This is a genomic window from Cellvibrio sp. KY-GH-1 (genome assembly GCF_008806975.1).
Lineage (GTDB): Bacteria > Pseudomonadota > Gammaproteobacteria > Pseudomonadales > Cellvibrionaceae > Cellvibrio.
The window spans coordinates 492,943-510,323 of record NZ_CP031728.1 but is presented as its reverse complement, the minus strand read 5'-3'; the positions used below and the strand labels follow the sequence as shown (position 1 = coordinate 510,323).

Here is a 17,381-nt window from a genome sequence, read left to right as displayed (position 1 = left end):
TTTAGCTATTAATTTTTAGTTTTCTCTTGCCCAAACTAAAAAGCCATGTATAATTTGCCGCACTTGGAAGGGTGGCAGAGTGGTTTAATGCACCGGTCTTGAAAACCGGCGTAGGTGAAAGCCTACCCAGGGTTCAAATCCCTGCCCTTCCGCCATACATAAAAAGCGCTTGAGAAATCAAGCGCTTTTTTTATTGCCGATGAAAAGCTAGCCAAGTATTTTTATTGCCGCAGTGAACTCTCCGCAATTTTTTTCGACTAAGACAAGAAGGATTAACGCTAAATTTACCTTGGCTTTACCAACCCCGCTTTGTATCATCACTGAAAGTTTTATTACCTTGGCAATTGACGGAGATGAATATGCAAGAAGTTTACAGCTCTCAATCCACTCAAGCTCTGAGTCAAAACGAAGCTAGTAAAGTATTGCGCAATACTTACTTTCTGCTCGGGCTCACTCTCGCATTTAGTACCTTATGCGCTGGCGGCGCCATGGCTGTAGGCATTGGTCATCTTGCCGGCCTAATAATGAGCCTGGTCGCTATGGCGTTAATTTGGTTTGTCCTGCCAAGAACGGCCAACTCAACAACTGGCTTGGCAGTAGTCTTTGCATTTACTGGCCTAATTGGTGCCGGCCTCGGCCCGGTTCTAAACAAGTATTTAGCGATGGCGAATGGTGGCACCATTATTTTGCAAGCCTTAGGAGGTACCGCCGTTATTTTTGTTGGTTTATCCGGATATGTGCTTACATCACGTAAGAACTTTAACTTCCTTGGTGGATTTGTAGCTGTCGGCATGATGCTGATGCTTGCGGTAATGCTGTTTTTGTTAGGTGCATCATTCTTTGGCTATCAATTCTCAGGCCTACACTTGGCATTCTCAGCCGGCATTGTGCTACTTATGTCTGCACTGATTCTGTATCAAACGAGTGAAATTATTCATGGTGGAGAAACCAATTATATTTTGGCAACCACTAGTCTTTACTTATCAATCGTTAATCTATTTACCAGCTTATTGCAGTTGCTGGGTGCATCAAGCGATGATTAAGACCATAACTTGAATACCAAGGCTCCTTTATGGGGCCTTATTTTTTTACAGCGATTAACTTTATGATCTTCTCAATTTGCGTTCACTCAGCACCTTATTCATCACAATCCAGCCATAGCGCATACCAATTTGCCAAGACATTACTAGCTCAAGGCCATCAACTTTATCGGGTATTTTTTTATCAAGATGGCGTACACAACGCAACAAAGCTCGCCGCACCGCCACAAGACGAAATAGACCTGTACAGCGCATGGCAAAAGCTTGCACAAGAACATCAAGTTGATTTGGTAGTATGTATTGCAGCAGCACTGAAGCGCGGACTAGTAAATCAGGAAGAAGCAAACCGCTACCAAAAAGAAAGCAATAACCTGGCAGATGGTTTTTCCCTGAGTGGCCTTGGTCAGCTAGTGGATGCAGCCGTTAACTCTGACCGATTAATTACCTTTGGCCACTAAAATGCGGAAAAAAATTTTACTCGTTAGCCGACATGCCCCATATGGAAGCTCCCTAGCGCGAGAGGCAATAGATGCAGCTCTGGCTGCCGCAATTTACGATCAAGATTTAAGCATTTTATTTATGGACGACGGCATATTCCAGTTACTGAAAAATCAAAATGCACAAGAAATACAACAAAAAGACATTGGCTCCGTACTCTCAGCGCTAACTTATTACGATATAGAAAAGATCTATCTTCACAAGGAATCGCTAGCACAGCGGCAAATTGCTCTGAATGAGTTAATAATTGAAGATTTGTATGAACTAAACAACACAGAAGTAGCTTCACTACTCAACCAACAAGACCAGATCCTGAGCTTTTAACGATATGAGCACTTTACATATCATTAATAAATCATCCTTCACCCACAATACACTTGGATCCTGTTTGGCTGTCTGCTCGAATCAGGATTCATTGTTGCTGATAGAGGATGGCGTTTTTGGTGCTTTACAAAGCGCACCCGATGCGAAAGCACTGCAATCTCTTAACGCAAAAAATATAGCCGTTTATGCCTTGTCTGCCGACGTAAATGCGCGCGCCCTAACTCAGAAAATTGAGCCGGGAATTCAACTGATTACTTATGAGGAGTTTGTACAGCTAACCGTTAAACATAAATGCATCCAAAGCTGGTACTAGCTATGCCAATTGAAGTTGACGGAGAATTCATAGAAGTGGATCAGGATGGTTATCTGAAAAACCTACAGGAATGGACTCCTCAGATTGCATCCGCAATTGCGCTGCAGGAAAATATTCAGTTAACTGAAGATCACTGGGAAATTATTTACCTGCTGCAAGCTTTTTATGGAGACTTTCAAATCTCCCCGGCAATGCGCGCATTAGTGAAATATACGGAAAAAAAACTGGGGCAAGACAAAGGAAAAAGCATCTATTTAATGAGCCTATTCCCCCCAAGCCCAGCTAAAATCGCTAGCAAAATAGCAGGGCTACCGCGCCCCGCCAATTGCCTATAAGATTTAATGCTGCGAGAGGTTATTAAAATAATTTTTTGTGAGCGCAACAACAACAGGGCTGAGCAACAATAATGAAATCAGATTTGGAATAGCCATTAAAGCATTTAACGTATCTGCCAGCAGCCATACAAAATCCAACTGGAACACCGCCCCGCCAAAAACCGCCAAGACCCACACCAAACGAAATGGCAACACTGTTTTACGCCCAGCCAAATATATCCAGCACTTTTCTCCGTAGTAGCCCCACCCCAAAATGGTCGTAAAGGTAAAAATAAGCAATGCTATAGCCAAGGCATAAGCGCCAACACCAGGCAACGCCGTTTCAAAGGCAGCACTGGATAAACTGGCACCTTTTATGCCGCTATTCCACACACCAGAGCAAATAATTGTTAAGCCCGTCAGGCTACAGATAATAATGGTATCAATAAAAGTACCAATCATACCTATTAACCCTGACCTTACCGGGCTATTGGTAGTACCCGCCGCCTGCGCAATACCCGCAGTCCCCAAGCCAGCCTCGTTGGAGAAAATCCCACGAGCCACACCAAATTGAATTGCCATTAGCACTGCCGCCCCGGCAAACCCTCCGGTTGCAGCAGCCGGCGTAAACGCATGTTTAAAAATTAATGCGAAGGCCGCTGGAATTCGGTCTACGTAAATCGCAAGCACCACCACCGACATCAATACATAACCAATGCACATAAACGGCACTAGCGACGCAGATACTTTGGCAATACGCCTAATCCCACCCAGTACGACTACAGCAACAATACCCATAGTTACCAAACCGGTAACCCAGCGCTCGATATGAAAAGTAGATTCCAACACCTCAGCCATGCTATTGGCCTGGACCATATTGCCGATTCCAAAACCAGCAAGACCACCAAAAAGGGCAAAGGCAAAACCCAGCCACGCCCAGGTTTTTCCCAAACCATTTTTTATGGCATACATGGGGCCGCCGATATACTCACCTTTTTCATCCCGTTCACGATAATGCACAGCTAGCACAATCTCTGAATACTTGGTTGCCATTCCCACTAATGCCGTACACCACATCCAAAATAAAGCACCAGGCCCACCAATGAAAATCGCCGTCGCAACCCCAGCAATATTTCCAGTACCTACAGTGGCGGAAAGACAGGTCATTAAGGCCTGAAACGGACTAACATCGCCAGTAGTCTCTTCACCCTTCTCCCTCCCCCGACACATCAATTTAAACCCGAGGAAAAGCTTGAACAGTGGCATAGCGCGCAGCCTTAGCATCAGGAAAAGCCCAGTCCCCAATATGAGAATAAGCATGGGCGGGCCCCAAACCACACCATTAAGCCAAGAAACTGCTTGTTGAACTAATTCCATAGAAACCCCAAATTTTTATAGGTTATAAAGGATCATAAACGTGCAATTACTAAACAACGGACAATAAAAAAGGGGCCTAAGCCCCTTTCTTACGCTGCCAGGTTACGCAGCATCAATCGATTTAATAGTGCCTTTTGGCAACACGGCATGCACAGCCACTTTCTGAAATTTGAGCTCTACACTGTTACCCGTCTCCAGAACAACGTAGTTTTCATCAACTTTGATAATTTTTCCCAGCATCCCGCTTGTCATGATCACTTCGTCACCTTTAGCCAACGCGGTAACAAGATTTTGATGCTCTTTTTGACGCTTACGCTGAGGACGAATAATAAGCAGATACATAAATAGGAACATACCACCAAACATTAACAGGGTAATCATTGGATTACCTTGTGATGCCGGTGCGGCCTGAGTCTGGGCCATAGCAGATGCAATAAAGAAACTCATGAAACTCACCTCAAAAAATAAAGAGCGCTCACTCTACCCGTTTTATAACAAGCAGGCAATTAGCACTCTTTACTTATAAAGGCAGCGAAATTTGATTGCAGATTTATCAGGCATAATCCCTGAAAAGCTTTCTGAAGACACTGGGAGATAAACTCGTCCAGCGCTTAAAGGCATTGGTAAAACTGGTACGATCAGAGAAATCTAACGCTTTGGAAACGGTATCTACGCTCATATGCTCGTCAATTAAGTATTTAATCGCGTAGTGGAAGCGAAGTACATCACGTAGCTGAGCAAAGTTTGCACTCTGCTGTTGTAAACGGCGCTGAAGAGTTCGTTTAGAGAGTTTTAGATCTTCGGCAATTCGGTCGATAGAAAGGTCATCGCGACCAACCCTTTGTTTTAAGGCATCGATCACGCGCGCAGAAACCCCCTCATACTTTGGTATTTCAGCCATTGCCAAATACTCCGGGTATGACCTAATCTCCGATCCTTCGAATGGGTTTTCTGAAAAATGTTCACTGTTACGGTAAATGCGCTGTAATTGGATCATCCAGGCTTCTCCTTTGCCAAGCAAGGGCGTTGTTGAAACAAACAGGAGTGTATTCCCTGAATACGATTGACTGCTAACCCGCATCCTTGGTTTAAGCAAACTACACTCATCTATTGTGGATTATAGACTAAGTTTATTTTAAGCAAAGAGCAGCGAGTATAATTTGCGAGCAAAACGTGATTTTATTATCACACATTATTATATAAATGACTCTTTAAATGCCATTACGTATAACCGTCAGCACATCCTGATCATGTGTCTTTGTATTCACCTTGTCCATGATGTATACAAGCCGGCCCTCTTTGTTAATTAAAAAGCTGGTGCGCAAAATCCCCATAAATTCCCGCCCCATGAATTTTTTTAATCCCCACACTCCATACTTGTCCGCAACCGCGTGATCCTCATCAGCCAACAAGTTGAAATTAAGTGAATATTTATCTGAAAATTTCTGCAATTTTTGCACTGAATCTGGGCTGAGCCCCAACACAACCGTATCCAAGGAAGCGAACTCCGCCGCAGCGTCGCGTATACCGCAGGCCTGGACAGTACAGCCGGGGGTGGATGCTTTGGGGTAAAAATACAAGACAACGTTGGTTTTTCCTCTAAAGTCTTTTAGGGAAACATTTTCACCAGCAAAATTTTTTAAGGTAAACACAGGGGCAAGATTACCAATCTTTGGAAACGCCATAAATCAATTAACTCCCAATTACTTTTCAACAGTGTAAAAACAGCTACACAGATTCATCATTGTCGCTGCCGAATAGCCCAAAAAGCGCATCTTTTTCGTCCGGGGTAACGGTGGTTTGGACAGGTGCTATATCCACTATTGGAGATCTAACACAGTTGCGTCCATCGCGCTTGGCTTGATAGAGCAATGCATCAACACGCTCAATAAACCCATCGGGAGTATCGCTGTGATTCGCCCTGAATTCGTCCACACCGAAACTTGCCGTGACAGAAAGAGATTGCTCACCATGTACCAGTGGCGAATTTTGAATCGCTTCACGCACACGTTCCGCCACATTTTTTGCCTGACGTAAATCGGTATTTGGCAGCAGCACCACAAATTCTTCCCCGCCGAACCGACAGGCATAATCCAATTTTCGAATTGTCAGTGAAATGAGATTAGCGACCAGCATTAACACCTGGTTTCCTAACTCATGCCCCCAAGTATCATTAAATTTTTTAAAATGATCTATATCCAACACAATCAACGACAGGGCTTGAAAGGAACGGCGTGACCGTTCCATTTCTAGCGGCAAGGTATCTGAGAAAAATCGAAAATTATACAGCCCGGTAAGTGCATCTGTTCGCACCTGCTCTTTGAGTAAACCAACCTCTTCACGCAGTTGCTTCAGTTCATGCGTATAAATGCAAGGAGAATCTCCTGAAGGGCAACAAATTTCATTGGCGGGTAGCGATGAATCCATAAAATCAGGGCATTTAATAAATAGAAAGTGCAGCTAAGTCTAGACGAACGCACGCGTTCTCACCACCAGGACTGGGAAAATACCGAGTGCGCCATTTACCCATTAGAAACCAAATTTAATCGCGATAAATTTTTAGTAAATCTCCGTAATGATCAATACGGCGGTCGCGCAAATAAGGCCACATACGCCTCACCGTTTCGCTACGAGCCAAGTTTACTTCGAGCACACTGGTCGCTTCACTATCGGTAGACGCAGACCATAAAAACTCCCCCTGTGGGCCTGCCACAAAACTACTTCCCCAAAATTCCAATCCTGCACCGCCTGCTGGATCGGGTTCATGCCCGACACGATTTACACTCACGACTGGTATTCCATTCGCAATCGCGTGCGCACGCTGAACAGTTATCCAAGCCTCTCGCTGGCGCACTTTCTCATCCTGTGCCTCTTCAGGAGACCAACCAATAGCCGTGGGATAAATTAACAATTCGGCTCCAGCCATCGCCATTAGGCGCGCAGCTTCGGGAAACCATTGATCCCAACACACGAGAATTCCTAATTTCCCCACTGATGTTTGTATCGGATGAAACCCCAAATCACCGGGTGTGAAATAAAATTTTTCGTAGTAACCCGGATCATCCGGAATATGCATTTTTCGATACTTACCAGCAATGCTGCCGTCACGCTCAAGAACTACAGCAGTATTGTGATGTAATCCAACACCGCGCTTTTCAAAAAGCGAGGCTACAATTACAACATTTAATTCACGTGCCAAATCTCCCAATAATTGGGTACTAGGACCAGGAATAGTTTCAGCCAGATCAAAGTTTCCGCTCAATTCTTGTTGGCAAAAATAGGGGCCGCGATGCAACTCCTGCAGCACAACCAACTCAGCACCCTGGGCGGCAGCAACACGAATCTGCGCTAAAGATTTTGCAAAATTAGCAGTGAGATCTGCGCTGCAGGATTGCTGCACAATGCCGACCTTCAGAATTTTTGTTGATGTTTTATTTTGCATCATTCCAACCCCAACACACCTTCGGGAATTTGCATAGTAATGCAATGCAAGCTTCCACCTTGCTCAATGAGGGATAAACAGGGAATTCCCATAATTTCGTAACCAGGGAAAGCCTGAGCGATAACTTCCAGCGCTTCTTCATCCATTGGAAGATCATAAATAGGTACGAGCACCACCTCATTTACTACTAAAAAATTTGCATAGGTTGATGGCAACCGCAAATCAGAATCACGACCTAAGACTGCGCCCGCCCAAGGCAGAGCCAACAGCCGGTAAGGCTGACCATCCGCATTGGTAAATGTTTTTAACTGCGCCTCCATTTTCTTCAAATCTGCATAATGCTCATCCTGATCATCATCACACGCGGTATAGACAATGGTATTGTTGGGGCACAAGCGCGCCAAAGTATCTATATGACCATCGGTGTCATCGCCTGCCATATAGCCATGATCTAACCAGTTAATTTTGCGTACACCAAACGCCAACTTTAAACGCGACTCAATTTCTTCCTTTGTTAAATTCGGATTGCGATTTTTATTTAACAAGCACGACGACGTTGTCAGCAGCGTTCCCTGCCCGTCCGTGTCCACGGAGCCACCTTCCAACACCCAATCTTGTTCGTCGCGCGATGCCAATGGAAACGCATTTTGTTCAAATAATTGTCGCGTAATTTGATCGTCCAATTCATGCGCAAATTTATTGCCCCAGCCGTTGAATTTAAAATCCAGCAACTTAAAACCGTCAGGGGTTTCTACAGTTAACGGGCCGTGATCCCTTGCCCATGTGTCGTTACTCTTGCATGAGTATAGATAAATGTATTCCATAGGTGCACCCATGGCTTCCAAACGCTCCCGAATGCTGTCCATTTCAGCTTCAGGCGCCGCAATAATGACGTCAGCGTAATCGCTGATCACCGTTGCGAGCGCCTCATAAAGTTCGGTGACTTCATCAAGAATCCAGTTCCATGCAGTATTTTTGTGGGGCCAGGTTAACAGAACAGCATCTTGTGGTTCCCATTCAGCAGGAAGGCGCTGGTTTGACATAAAACACCTCATTTAAAAATAAAAATGGCCAGTTTGTGGCTGGCCAGTATAAACAAGCTGATCGGCTCAATACAGAACAGCTACTCAGCTACAGATTTCTGTGTCTCCTGCGCGGGCAACTCGATTACCCGAGTTTCGCCTTCGGGAGCCGCCGGAGCAAGCGTGGGTTTATTCGAACCCGCGGTTGACGCACCAACCTGCACAATAGCGGTAATTACTCTATTTTCACGCTCATCGCCACTCAAAATACTCACCTGTAAATTAATATAGTAACGACCTCTTGCGGCGATCGACACCTGCAAAGGCAACTTGTAAGCACCATCCTCAGTCAACGCGAATTCATAGTTCAGTTGTGATGAGCGCAAATCAACGCCCTCACCGGCAGTAATATCTACTTGCATCATTCCGCTTGGCTTTGCTGTTGTTAACTGCAAATCCAGATTAATTACTCCAGGCGCATCAACGTAATAGGGTTGCTGGTTTTCCAGACTAACCGGCGCACCTGGTTTACCTGTATGCGCCACTGCCCTTTTCTCTTTTGCGGTTGAAACATCTACTTCCGCAATACCAGCAGGATGTTCAGAAGTAACTCGATTACACCCGATTAGTAACGTGAAAAACAGTAAGGTAAAAACCGTTGATTTATTCATTCAATCACACCTGTATTAATTCACTGGCTGCGCACGCACATCAAAGCAAGCGGTAATTTCAGAAGGCTCATCCACATCGGCCACTCGCGCATCAATCACTTCCAACACATAGGTTCCAACAGCCATAAACCGCGAAAGCGATTCCTGATCTACTGCCGCTCCCTCCGCTAAATCGATAAGACTACCGCGGCGATGGAGATACAAGTCCGGGTCGGAATTGCCAGAATCAGCGCCGACCTCCACCGCCGAAAATTGATAATTTCCTGCCGACGTAACATTAATCAGGAAATACTGTGCTGTTCCCAGTTTATTGTAAGCACCAAAGCGGTTGGTACTGCAGATATTAACCGGAGTGTTGGATAGGGGCAGGTTTTTATAGATGGGTAAATTACCGACATATCCGCCCGAATTACTTTCCCCTGTTCCGTACTCATCCGCGACAGAAATGTTTTGTTCCGCCAATAAATTGTTGAAAAAACTCGCCTGCCCCGCCAGAGCAGCACGAAGCTGCTCAGCAAAAACATAAACAGAAATAAACGCCTTGGAGTCTGCATAATTACTGGCAGTAATCACCTTAAAAATATCGGCGAAGTCACGTGCAGTTTTGCCGCTATTGCCAGTGTAAAAATTGTAAATGATGGATTGTACCGAAGCCTCTGAGTACCACCCGCGCACGCTATTATTTTTTTGGCTAACGTCACTAAAAAATCCATCAGCCTGCGATTGGCCACTGGAATCACGATAGTTGGCATCATCCAACATCATCGCCGAAAACGCGTTGGCAAAACCCTCAGACATGGCAACACGCATATCGAGTTTATCATCATGGGCGTGATCGCCGCCTATGCTGTCCGAGCGCGCAAAGCTGGCTTCCACGTAGTGCCCCCATTCGTGCAAAATAACATGGCGATCGTATTCGTCCGTATCATTATTTTCATCACCAAGAATATAAATCGAATCACCATCAAAAAAGCTGGTACCAATTTCACCTAAGGTTTTGTCCCCATCTGCACCTTTATTTTTGCTACTCCAGCGCAACTCGAGCGGTGGATAATCCATCACATTGCCTGCCGCTTGAATTCGTTCTATGCCTACATAAATTGAATCCAATAACGCAAAAGGTGCTGCAACCCGAGGTGCGGCATAACCAGCACCACTCCAGCCAGATGCCGCGTGCAGATTGCGTACAGAATTTGCTTCACTCGCCGCAGTCAGGCTACCCACCATCGAGTACAAATTATTATTATTGGTGTTATCAGTTACCTTGAAATTCCAATCGGGCGATTGAGTTCGCAGCAGCTGCGCTTTTACCCTTACTTTTACCAATTTATTGCGCGCGATGCTAAATGAATACTTTCCATCAGCATCCGTCAAACTGGTAGCCAGAATTTGATCGGCTTCATCCAAAAGCTCCACCAATAAACCACGCCCTGGCCGCGCGACCGTGCCGGCATAATTCAAACCATTCAAGGTATGAGGTACATAGTCGTAAGTCACTTTACCGCTAATCGCCACATTGGCCGACATGGATGATATTGAGGACGCGCTTGAAATACTGCTGCTCGATATCGACGAACTAACTGATGACTGGGGAGGGTTGCTGGTAAAGGGTTTGGAGTCAGATGATCCTCCGCCCCCACCACAACCGGATAATAACGCAAAACTTGCCAGCACGAGTGCACTTCGCCAATACAGAGAGATGGTAACGCCGGCAGAAAATGAAAAACGCATAAGCATAACCCGAATGTTGTAGTGTCTACCTAAGTGACTATTTGCAAGCATAGTCAAATTATCGCGAAATAACACCGACAGCTGTCTCGCTGCTGAACTTGCCTTAGGCTGCCAATAAGTTGATTTTTCTGTAAAAAGCCCAAAATCAACGCTATCGATATCGCAATTCAGCTGCCTATAATACCCAAAACCAACACCCCCTCGAACAACTCGACTGGAGGCTTCGTGCTCAAGATCCTGCTCTTCGCCGTTATAGTGACCTGCATCATTATTTTTGGTGGCCGCTATAAAAAAATGAACCCTGAGCAAAAACGCAAAGCCTTGTGGCGCATTGGGGTGGGAGCGTTTCTGGGCATACTGATTTTACTGGTGATTACCGGACGCATGCATTGGGTAGGCGCTGCGCTGGGGGCATTAATTCCTTTTCTTCGCAATGCCTATGGCCTGGTTTCCCAGCTTTTACCATTTTGGTTGCAGCGCAAAAAAGCAGAGCAAGAGCAAGAACAAGCGCAGCAACAGCCACAACAGCCGCCTCCACCAACATCAACCAACCAAATGAGCTTATCGGAGGCACTGGAAATTCTTGGTTTAAACGGTAATACCGACAAAGGAGAAGTCACACAAGCGATGGTTCAAGACGCCCATCGCCGCCTGATCCAAAAACTTCACCCGGATCGCGGCGGCAATGATTATCTTGCAGCGAAAATTAATCAGGCCCGGGATTATTTACTCAGTATCCTCAAACAATAAGAACATCCATCAGGCCTCTGCAGGTGTTTTTTGTTGCAATAACAAATGGATATAGCGCCCGAGCGAGCGATAAGGTTCTTGCTGCGAAAATTCCAATTCCAATTGCAACAAACTTTGTTGGTCGCGCGCGCGATGCTCTTCATTGAAAATATAATCGTGAAACACCCGAATACCGCTATGACACAACACTTTCAGGGGTAATTGCTCCACCCAGGCTAGTACCTGTTCCGGATTCTGCGGATTAATGGGTGTGAGGCTGCCGCGCGATCCACCATAATCCTGATTGATAATTTTTTTGAAATTGGTGCGTAATAAATTTTTATAAATCAAGGAATGGAGATTATAAAAAGTGAGCGATAGATAACCCCCTGGTACCAGATAATTCAACAAGCACGGCAATAGCTCCTGCGGCTCCTGCAACCACTCCATTACCGCGTGGCAAATCACCAAATCAAACTGATACGCTTCACCAAGATGTTGAGGTAATTCCTGCACAGAGCAATGAATCAGTTGCACTCGATTCTTCAATCCTAGTGCGTTAATTTGCTCCTCTGCTAACTTAAGCATTTCGGCGGAAATATCGCAGATCACCACCTCATGCCCCGCTTGTGCCCACTGCAGTGAAAACTGCCCCTGACCACCACCAGCATCCAGAATTCGCCAGGGTTTTGCGGTTTTTTCGGCGGAAGGCGCCGTGGTTAACTGGACATTCGATAACGCGACATTCGTTAACGGGACATTGGGCAAATGTGTCCGGCAATCCCGCTCAAGGACCGCGAGACGAATATCGCCTTTTAATCCTCCATATATATTTTTTTTAAACCGTTGGGCGAGATCATCAAAATTGCGATCTTGCTGTGCTGATTCTTTTGCCATTCTGAGCCCGGGAAAATAAAATTACCTACCTAACTCTGCCACCTTCATATTTATGACAGCTGCCAATAACTGGTTTGTTTATATGATCCTCACCAGCGATCACCAAGTTTACACTGGAATTACCACCGATATGGCACGGCGTTGGCGCGAGCACGCAACCGGTAAGGCCGGTGCACGATATTTTCGCGGGCGTACACCTGTGCGACTTTGTTTCCTGGAAGCGCAGCCCTCACGTTCCAGCGCCAGTCGGCGCGAAGCCGCAATTAAAGCCCTTAGCGCATCGGCAAAACGCACGTTAATTTCACAACATACTGAACCCACCCAGGATTTAATTGTTCAGCTTGAATTACAGCAACTGGGGACGGGGACTGGCGCCAAATAACATGATGGGAAGCGATTTAACTAAACGGATCCCCTGCGCACGTTGCCATCGACCAGGGTGCACCTGTATCTGCGGCCTGATTCGCCCAATTGCCAATCAGGTGGAATTATTAATTTTGCAAGATCCTCAGGAAGCCACACATGCCAAGAACACCGCCGGGCTCTTGCACTTGAGCTTAATTAATAGCCATGTAATGCCCAGCAATGCCAATACCCCGCTCGATTCAGGGACGCTTAAAGAAGCACTGTATTCTGGTGGGAAATGCCCACTTCTTCTTTACCCACCCATACCAGAAGCAAAATCCCTGGGGTTGTTGGAGCCTGCCACGCCACCCGCAGCGCTTCCACCGGAACAGCTTCGGCTGGTTGTTTTAGACGCAACCTGGCGCAAAAGCCGCAAATTGATTTACCTGCATCCATTACTACAATCTTTGCCACGTGTTGCCTTGGAAAACCCGCCGCCATCCCTCTACCTGATTCGCAAGGCAGATAGTGAAAATCAGCTTTCCACACTGGAAGCAAGTTGTTACGCTCTACAACGCCTTGAGCAGGATCGCGTTGATTATTCGCCACTTCTGGATGCAATGCGTGAATTTGTAGCCCGACAATGCGCATTTCGTCCTGCCCCCAACTGTGTAAAAAATGACTGAAGAGATAGTTTCATGACCCATCCCGCCTTTGAATTGCTGCGTAGCCAAACCATTGATGCTTTAAAAATCCGCGTAGAAGAATATCGTCATAAAGTTACCGGAGCGCAGCATATCCACTTGGCAGCGGATAACGACGAAAATGTATTTCTGGTTGCCTTGCGTACCGTGCCCCATGACTCAACGGGGGTAGCACATATCCTCGAACACACCGCGCTCTGCGGCAGTAAAAAATATCCCGTGCGCGATCCGTTTTTTATGATGGTGCGCCGCTCGCTCAACACCTTTATGAACGCCTTCACCAGCTCTGACTGGACTGCTTACCCGTTTGCCAGCCAAAACCGCAAGGATTTTAACAACCTGCTGGACGTGTATCTGGACGCGGTATTTTTTTCGCGTCTGGACGAATTGGATTTCGCACAAGAAGGTCATCGTGTTGAATTTTCGGAGCCGGAAAACCCGGAGTCGGATCTGGTCTTTAAAGGTGTAGTATTTAATGAAATGAAAGGGGCGATGAGTTCAGTACCATCGCAACTCTGGCATACCCTCTGTAAGTACCTCTACCCTACGTCGACCTACCACTACAACAGCGGTGGCGAACCGGAAGATATTCCGGACTTAACCTATCAACAGTTACAGGATTTTTATCGCACCCACTATCACCCAAGCAACGCTATTTTTATGACCTATGGTGATATTCCTGCAGCAACGCATCAGGAAAAATTTGAGCAACAGGCACTCAGTCATTTTGAAAAGCTGGATGAAGTAATTGCAGTAGGCGATGAAAAACGCTACCACGCACCGGTTAATGTCGAAGAGGCCTACCCTGTTGACGAAAATGATGCAGATGACCTTGAGCATAAGAATCATGTAGTCATTTCCTGGTTGCTGGGTAAAACCACCAACCTGGATGAATCGCTGGAAGCACAGCTAGTATCCAATATTTTATTGGATAATTCAGCATCACCTTTGCAGCAAGCCTTGGAAACCACCGAGCTAGGTCAGGCACCGTCGCCATTGTGTGGGCTGGACGATTCATCGCGCGAAATGGCCTTTGTCTGCGGGCTGGAAGGTTGCAAGCTGGATGATGTCAACAACGTAGAAGCCTTGATTCTGAATACCTTGCAACAGGTCGCTGACCAAGGCGTGCCGCAAGAGCAAATTGCGGCCTCGTTACATCAGCTGGAATTGTCGCAACGCGAAGTCGGTGGCGATGGCTACCCTTACGGTTTGCAATTAATTTTAACCGGACTAACTTCTGCCACTCACCGCGGTGATCCTATCGCCCTGCTGGATGTGGATGCAGCACTGGAAAATTTACGCCGTAAAACCCAGGATCCACAATTTATTCAACATGCAGTGCGCAAATGGCTGCTGGAAAACCCTCACCGTGTGCGACTGACCTTACGCCCGGACTTGCAAATGGGCGAGCGCATCAAAGCTGCGGAAAAAAATCGCCTGGCTCAATTGCAAGCGCAATTAACAGCTGAAGAAAAACAGCAAATTATTGAGCGCACCAAAGCGTTGCAAGCGCGCCAACTGCAGCAAGATGACGAAAGTATTTTACCCAAGGTCGGCCTGGAGGACATTCCTGCAAACCTGCATTACACACCCGGCAGCCACGAAAGTTTCCACAACTATCCATTGCGTCGCTACGCAGCGGGCACCAACGGCTTGGTATACCAGCAAATTACCAGCAAGCTGCCAGCACTCACGAATGAACAATTGAAAGTATTGCCGTTCTATTGCATTTGTTTAACCGAGTTGGGTAACGGAAAAAGCGATTATCTCGCTACCCAGCGCAAGCAAGCCGAAACCGTCGGCTCCATTAGCGCGTTCAGTAGTATTCGCGGTGCGGGTGATGATGTGCAAAATATTGATGCATACATCACGCTGTCTGCAAAAGCCTTAAACCGTAACAGTGCCGCCATGATTGCCTTGATGCAAGACACCTTGTTGCAAGCGCGTTTTGATGAGCTGGATCGCATTCGCGAATTAATTGCGCAAAATCGCGCGCGCCGTGAGCAAAGTATTACCGGCCACGGCCACAGCCTGGCAATGACTGCCGCCTGTGCGGGCATGAGCCCTGCCGCAAAAGTTGCGCATCAGCTTAGTGGGCTTGAAGGTATTGCTGCACTAAAAGCACTGGACTCTGCACTGGACAATGAGCAATCCCTGCAAGAGTTTGCACAGACGCTAGCTGCAATCCATCAACTCATTCTGCAAGCACCGAAACAATTTTTAATCGTCGGCGAGCAAGAACATTTGGATAGCTACCGAGAGGACTTGCAACAACGCTGGAATGCGAGCACAGCCAGTGATCAGTTTGAGGCATTTACGTTAAATAAAGTGAGTGAACAAATTCGCGAAGCCTGGATCACCAACACACAAGTTAATTTCTGCGCGAAGGCTTACCCGACAGTACCAAGCGAACATCCGGATGCCGCAGCCCTCACCGTGCTCGGCGGTTTTTTACGCAACGGCTATTTACATCGTGCAGTGCGCGAACAAGGCGGCGCCTATGGGGGTGGCGCAAGTCAGGACAGTAACACCGCCTCATTCCGTTTTTATTCCTACCGCGACCCGCGCTTGACCGAAACATTGACCGACTTCGATCAGTCACTGGTGTGGTTACAGGAGTCCGAGCATTCTGCACAATCTGTTGAGGAAGCCATTCTCGGGGTTATCGGCAGTATCGACAAACCAGGCTCCCCGGCGGGCGAAGCAAAATCCACCTATCAAGCTGAACTCTTTGGACGCACACGCGAAAAACGCGAATTATTCCGCAACCGGGTATTACAAGTAACCGCTGCTGAACTGCAACGCGTCGCGCGCACCTACTTGGTTGCAGAGCGGGCCAGTATTGCGCTGGTGACTCACGCCGGCCAAAAAGCTGCACTTGAAACACTCGGACTGCAACTGAAAAGTTGTTAATACTTATTAAGGCTCACGGATGAGCCTGAAGCCGTTCACCTATGCAAGGTTTTGTGCCAAGCCGCGTAGTTTTCCTGCCTAAAGTCATCTAGTATTCATCCACATGGAATTGCGAGAATAACAACACCTAACCAAACCAACGATGACCAATAACCCACTGGAATACAGCGCAGCGTCCCACCCGGGTCTGGTGCGCGACAACAATGAAGATTGCTTTCTCAGCCAGCCAGAGCACGGGTTATGGCTGGTCGCCGACGGTATGGGCGGCCATGAGGCCGGTGAAGTTGCCAGCGCAATTGTGCGCGATACCATTGAACGCGATACCAACAACAATCCCAAACTGCTTTTAGTGGATGCAATCCAGCACGCCCACACCAGCATCCTCGCTTCTGCGGCCAAAGGTATAGGTGCACCAGGCATGGGCTCAACCGTAGTCGCCCTGCGCAGCGATGCTGTTAAATACCAGATTGCCTGGGTGGGAGATAGCCGCGCCTATCTGTGGACACCCACACGCGAAGGCGGCCGACTGGAACAATTAAGCGTTGATCACTCCTACGTACAAATGCTGGTGGATACCGGTGTAATTCGTGCAGAGGATGCAGAGTTCCATCCAGAAAAAAATATCATTACCCAGTGTTTGGGAATGCAGGAATTACCTCAGGTCAAGGTAGATTTTATTGATGGCCAGTGGCAAAAAGACCAATGGATTTTATTGTGCAGCGATGGACTGACCGATGAAGTCAGCGATAAAACAATCGCTCAGATATTATGCGAATCCAACGACTGCCTGGCCGCCGTCGATCAGTTGCTACACGCCGCGCTCACCGGCGGTGGGCGCGATAATATCACCCTGCAAATAATTGAATCCCCCTTACGTCATAACACCTTGCGCAAGGGCCTCTGGCAATGGGTCCCCTATTTAACCGGAAAAGTAAAAATCGATGCATTTATTTTTGGCAGCGCACTGCTATCACTGTTTGGTTTATTAATTTACGTCGTGAGCAGTTGAATATCCGCTCATTGGGTAATTTGTTTGAATAGAATTTTAGAATTAGATTGAT

General features: G+C 46.8%; 20 protein-coding genes and 1 tRNA gene. 11 read left to right on the top strand and 10 right to left on the bottom strand.

The window, feature by feature from the left end; all coding sequences use genetic code 11:
- Window positions 1-65 precede the first annotated feature (65 nt).
- From D0C16_RS02050 to D0C16_RS02025, 6 genes are all read left to right on the top strand, one after another.
- Window positions 66-155 (top strand) — tRNA-Ser (locus D0C16_RS02050).
- A 204-nt stretch (window positions 156-359) separates the two neighbouring features.
- Window positions 360-1,043: a Bax inhibitor-1/YccA family protein gene (locus D0C16_RS02045; RefSeq protein ID WP_151030794.1), complete on the top strand. Its 684-nt coding sequence runs from the start codon at window positions 360-362 to the stop codon at window positions 1,041-1,043.
- 62 nt (window positions 1,044-1,105) lie between these two features.
- Complete coding sequence (gene tusD / locus D0C16_RS02040; RefSeq protein ID WP_151030793.1) at window positions 1,106-1,498, top strand: sulfurtransferase complex subunit TusD; 393 nt, start codon at window positions 1,106-1,108, stop codon at window positions 1,496-1,498.
- A 1-nt stretch (window position 1,499) separates the two neighbouring features.
- Window positions 1,500-1,862: a sulfurtransferase complex subunit TusC gene (gene tusC, locus D0C16_RS02035; RefSeq protein WP_151030792.1), complete on the top strand. Its 363-nt coding sequence runs from the start codon at window positions 1,500-1,502 to the stop codon at window positions 1,860-1,862.
- Window positions 1,863-1,866: 4 nt separating this feature from the next.
- Window positions 1,867-2,175: a sulfurtransferase complex subunit TusB gene (tusB, locus tag D0C16_RS02030; RefSeq protein WP_151030791.1), complete on the top strand. Its 309-nt coding sequence runs from the start codon at window positions 1,867-1,869 to the stop codon at window positions 2,173-2,175.
- A gap of 2 nt (window positions 2,176-2,177) precedes the next feature.
- Complete coding sequence (locus D0C16_RS02025; protein WP_151030790.1) at window positions 2,178-2,510, top strand: TusE/DsrC/DsvC family sulfur relay protein; 333 nt, start codon at window positions 2,178-2,180, stop codon at window positions 2,508-2,510.
- A 3-nt stretch (window positions 2,511-2,513) separates the two neighbouring features.
- Here D0C16_RS02025 and D0C16_RS02020 read toward each other — a convergent pair whose 3' ends face one another.
- The 9 genes from D0C16_RS02020 to D0C16_RS01980 all read right to left on the bottom strand — a co-directional run bounded on the left by D0C16_RS02020 (window position 2,514) and on the right by D0C16_RS01980 (window position 10,732).
- Window positions 2,514-3,866, bottom strand: coding sequence for a sodium:alanine symporter family protein (locus D0C16_RS02020; RefSeq protein ID WP_151030789.1), 1,353 nt, complete (start codon window positions 3,864-3,866; stop codon window positions 2,514-2,516).
- Between the two features lie 102 nt (window positions 3,867-3,968).
- A complete protein-coding gene (gene yajC / locus D0C16_RS02015) occupies window positions 3,969-4,313 on the bottom strand; it encodes a preprotein translocase subunit YajC (protein ID WP_151030788.1) in 345 nt (114 codons plus the stop codon).
- Between the two features lie 106 nt (window positions 4,314-4,419).
- On the bottom strand, window positions 4,420-4,863 hold the full coding sequence (locus D0C16_RS02010; protein WP_151030787.1) for an AraC family transcriptional regulator: 444 nt from the start codon (window positions 4,861-4,863) through the stop codon (window positions 4,420-4,422).
- Between the two features lie 214 nt (window positions 4,864-5,077).
- Complete coding sequence (gene bcp, locus D0C16_RS02005) at window positions 5,078-5,551, bottom strand: thioredoxin-dependent thiol peroxidase (RefSeq protein ID WP_151030786.1); 474 nt, start codon at window positions 5,549-5,551, stop codon at window positions 5,078-5,080.
- A gap of 43 nt (window positions 5,552-5,594) precedes the next feature.
- Window positions 5,595-6,293, bottom strand: a complete 699-nt coding sequence (locus D0C16_RS02000) for a GGDEF domain-containing protein (protein ID WP_151030785.1) — start codon at window positions 6,291-6,293, stop codon at window positions 5,595-5,597.
- 115 nt (window positions 6,294-6,408) lie between these two features.
- Window positions 6,409-7,311 (bottom strand): carbon-nitrogen hydrolase, encoded by a 903-nt coding sequence (locus D0C16_RS01995; RefSeq protein ID WP_370458203.1) that lies wholly within the window; start codon window positions 7,309-7,311, stop codon window positions 6,409-6,411.
- Window positions 7,308-8,351 carry an agmatine deiminase family protein gene (locus D0C16_RS01990; RefSeq protein ID WP_151030784.1) on the bottom strand — a complete coding sequence of 348 codons (1,044 nt, stop codon included), beginning with the start codon at window positions 8,349-8,351 and terminating at the stop codon, window positions 7,308-7,310. The genes D0C16_RS01995 and D0C16_RS01990 overlap by 4 nt, the downstream gene beginning before the upstream one ends.
- 80 nt (window positions 8,352-8,431) lie before the next feature.
- The gene (locus D0C16_RS01985) at window positions 8,432-9,001 is read right to left on the bottom strand and encodes a hypothetical protein (RefSeq protein WP_151030783.1); all 570 of its coding nucleotides are present in this window, start codon (window positions 8,999-9,001) and stop codon (window positions 8,432-8,434) included.
- Window positions 9,002-9,016: 15 nt separating this feature from the next.
- Entirely contained in the window at window positions 9,017-10,732 is a 1,716-nt protein-coding gene (locus tag D0C16_RS01980; RefSeq protein ID WP_151030782.1) for a hypothetical protein, read from the bottom strand.
- A gap of 225 nt (window positions 10,733-10,957) precedes the next feature.
- On the opposite strand from D0C16_RS01980, the gene D0C16_RS01975 reads away from it, so the two are divergent.
- Window positions 10,958-11,482 carry a molecular chaperone DnaJ gene (locus D0C16_RS01975; RefSeq protein WP_151030781.1) on the top strand — a complete coding sequence of 175 codons (525 nt, stop codon included), beginning with the start codon at window positions 10,958-10,960 and terminating at the stop codon, window positions 11,480-11,482.
- Between the two features lie 9 nt (window positions 11,483-11,491).
- Here D0C16_RS01975 and D0C16_RS01970 read toward each other — a convergent pair whose 3' ends face one another.
- Window positions 11,492-12,358: a methyltransferase domain-containing protein gene (locus tag D0C16_RS01970; RefSeq protein ID WP_151030780.1), complete on the bottom strand. Its 867-nt coding sequence runs from the start codon at window positions 12,356-12,358 to the stop codon at window positions 11,492-11,494.
- Between the two features lie 82 nt (window positions 12,359-12,440).
- Here D0C16_RS01970 and D0C16_RS01965 point away from each other — a divergent pair, with 82 nt between their 5' ends.
- The 4 genes from D0C16_RS01965 (at window position 12,441) to D0C16_RS01950 (ending at window position 17,329) form a co-directional block, all read left to right on the top strand.
- Window positions 12,441-12,740, top strand: coding sequence for a GIY-YIG nuclease family protein (locus tag D0C16_RS01965; RefSeq protein WP_151030779.1), 300 nt, complete (start codon window positions 12,441-12,443; stop codon window positions 12,738-12,740).
- 1 nt (window position 12,741) lies between these two features.
- The gene (locus tag D0C16_RS01960; RefSeq protein ID WP_225318871.1) at window positions 12,742-13,389 is read left to right on the top strand and encodes a tRNA-uridine aminocarboxypropyltransferase; all 648 of its coding nucleotides are present in this window, start codon (window positions 12,742-12,744) and stop codon (window positions 13,387-13,389) included.
- A 12-nt stretch (window positions 13,390-13,401) separates the two neighbouring features.
- Window positions 13,402-16,320 (top strand): insulinase family protein, encoded by a 2,919-nt coding sequence (locus D0C16_RS01955; RefSeq protein WP_151030778.1) that lies wholly within the window; start codon window positions 13,402-13,404, stop codon window positions 16,318-16,320.
- A 142-nt stretch (window positions 16,321-16,462) separates the two neighbouring features.
- Window positions 16,463-17,329 carry a PP2C family serine/threonine-protein phosphatase gene (locus D0C16_RS01950; RefSeq protein WP_151030777.1) on the top strand — a complete coding sequence of 289 codons (867 nt, stop codon included), beginning with the start codon at window positions 16,463-16,465 and terminating at the stop codon, window positions 17,327-17,329.
- The last annotated feature ends 52 nt before the right edge of the window (window positions 17,330-17,381 follow it).

What these genes read in the sequence shown, in the direction of transcription:
- D0C16_RS02045 (WP_151030794.1), top strand. Translation starts at nt 360, where the DNA reads ATGCAAGAAGTTTACAGCTCTCAATCCACTCAAGCTCTGAGTCAAAAC.
- tusD (WP_151030793.1), top strand. Translation starts at nt 1,106, where the DNA reads ATGATCTTCTCAATTTGCGTTCACTCAGCACCTTATTCATCACAATCC.
- tusC (WP_151030792.1), top strand. Translation starts at nt 1,500, where the DNA reads ATGCGGAAAAAAATTTTACTCGTTAGCCGACATGCCCCATATGGAAGC.
- tusB (WP_151030791.1), top strand. Translation starts at nt 1,867, where the DNA reads ATGAGCACTTTACATATCATTAATAAATCATCCTTCACCCACAATACA.
- D0C16_RS02025 (WP_151030790.1), top strand. Translation starts at nt 2,178, where the DNA reads ATGCCAATTGAAGTTGACGGAGAATTCATAGAAGTGGATCAGGATGGT.
- D0C16_RS02020 (WP_151030789.1), bottom strand. Translation starts at nt 3,866, where the DNA reads ATGGAATTAGTTCAACAAGCAGTTTCTTGGCTTAATGGTGTGGTTTGG.
- yajC (WP_151030788.1), bottom strand. Translation starts at nt 4,313, where the DNA reads ATGAGTTTCTTTATTGCATCTGCTATGGCCCAGACTCAGGCCGCACCG.
- D0C16_RS02010 (WP_151030787.1), bottom strand. Translation starts at nt 4,863, where the DNA reads ATGATCCAATTACAGCGCATTTACCGTAACAGTGAACATTTTTCAGAA.
- bcp (WP_151030786.1), bottom strand. Translation starts at nt 5,551, where the DNA reads ATGGCGTTTCCAAAGATTGGTAATCTTGCCCCTGTGTTTACCTTAAAA.
- D0C16_RS02000 (WP_151030785.1), bottom strand. Translation starts at nt 6,293, where the DNA reads ATGGATTCATCGCTACCCGCCAATGAAATTTGTTGCCCTTCAGGAGAT.
- D0C16_RS01995 (WP_370458203.1), bottom strand. Translation starts at nt 7,311, where the DNA reads ATGATGCAAAATAAAACATCAACAAAAATTCTGAAGGTCGGCATTGTG.
- D0C16_RS01990 (WP_151030784.1), bottom strand. Translation starts at nt 8,351, where the DNA reads ATGTCAAACCAGCGCCTTCCTGCTGAATGGGAACCACAAGATGCTGTT.
- D0C16_RS01985 (WP_151030783.1), bottom strand. Translation starts at nt 9,001, where the DNA reads ATGAATAAATCAACGGTTTTTACCTTACTGTTTTTCACGTTACTAATC.
- D0C16_RS01980 (WP_151030782.1), bottom strand. Translation starts at nt 10,732, where the DNA reads ATGCGTTTTTCATTTTCTGCCGGCGTTACCATCTCTCTGTATTGGCGA.
- D0C16_RS01970 (WP_151030780.1), bottom strand. Translation starts at nt 12,358, where the DNA reads ATGGCAAAAGAATCAGCACAGCAAGATCGCAATTTTGATGATCTCGCC.
- D0C16_RS01965 (WP_151030779.1), top strand. Translation starts at nt 12,441, where the DNA reads ATGATCCTCACCAGCGATCACCAAGTTTACACTGGAATTACCACCGAT.
- D0C16_RS01960 (WP_225318871.1), top strand. Translation starts at nt 12,742, where the DNA reads ATGATGGGAAGCGATTTAACTAAACGGATCCCCTGCGCACGTTGCCAT.
- D0C16_RS01955 (WP_151030778.1), top strand. Translation starts at nt 13,402, where the DNA reads ATGACCCATCCCGCCTTTGAATTGCTGCGTAGCCAAACCATTGATGCT.
- D0C16_RS01950 (WP_151030777.1), top strand. Translation starts at nt 16,463, where the DNA reads ATGACCAATAACCCACTGGAATACAGCGCAGCGTCCCACCCGGGTCTG.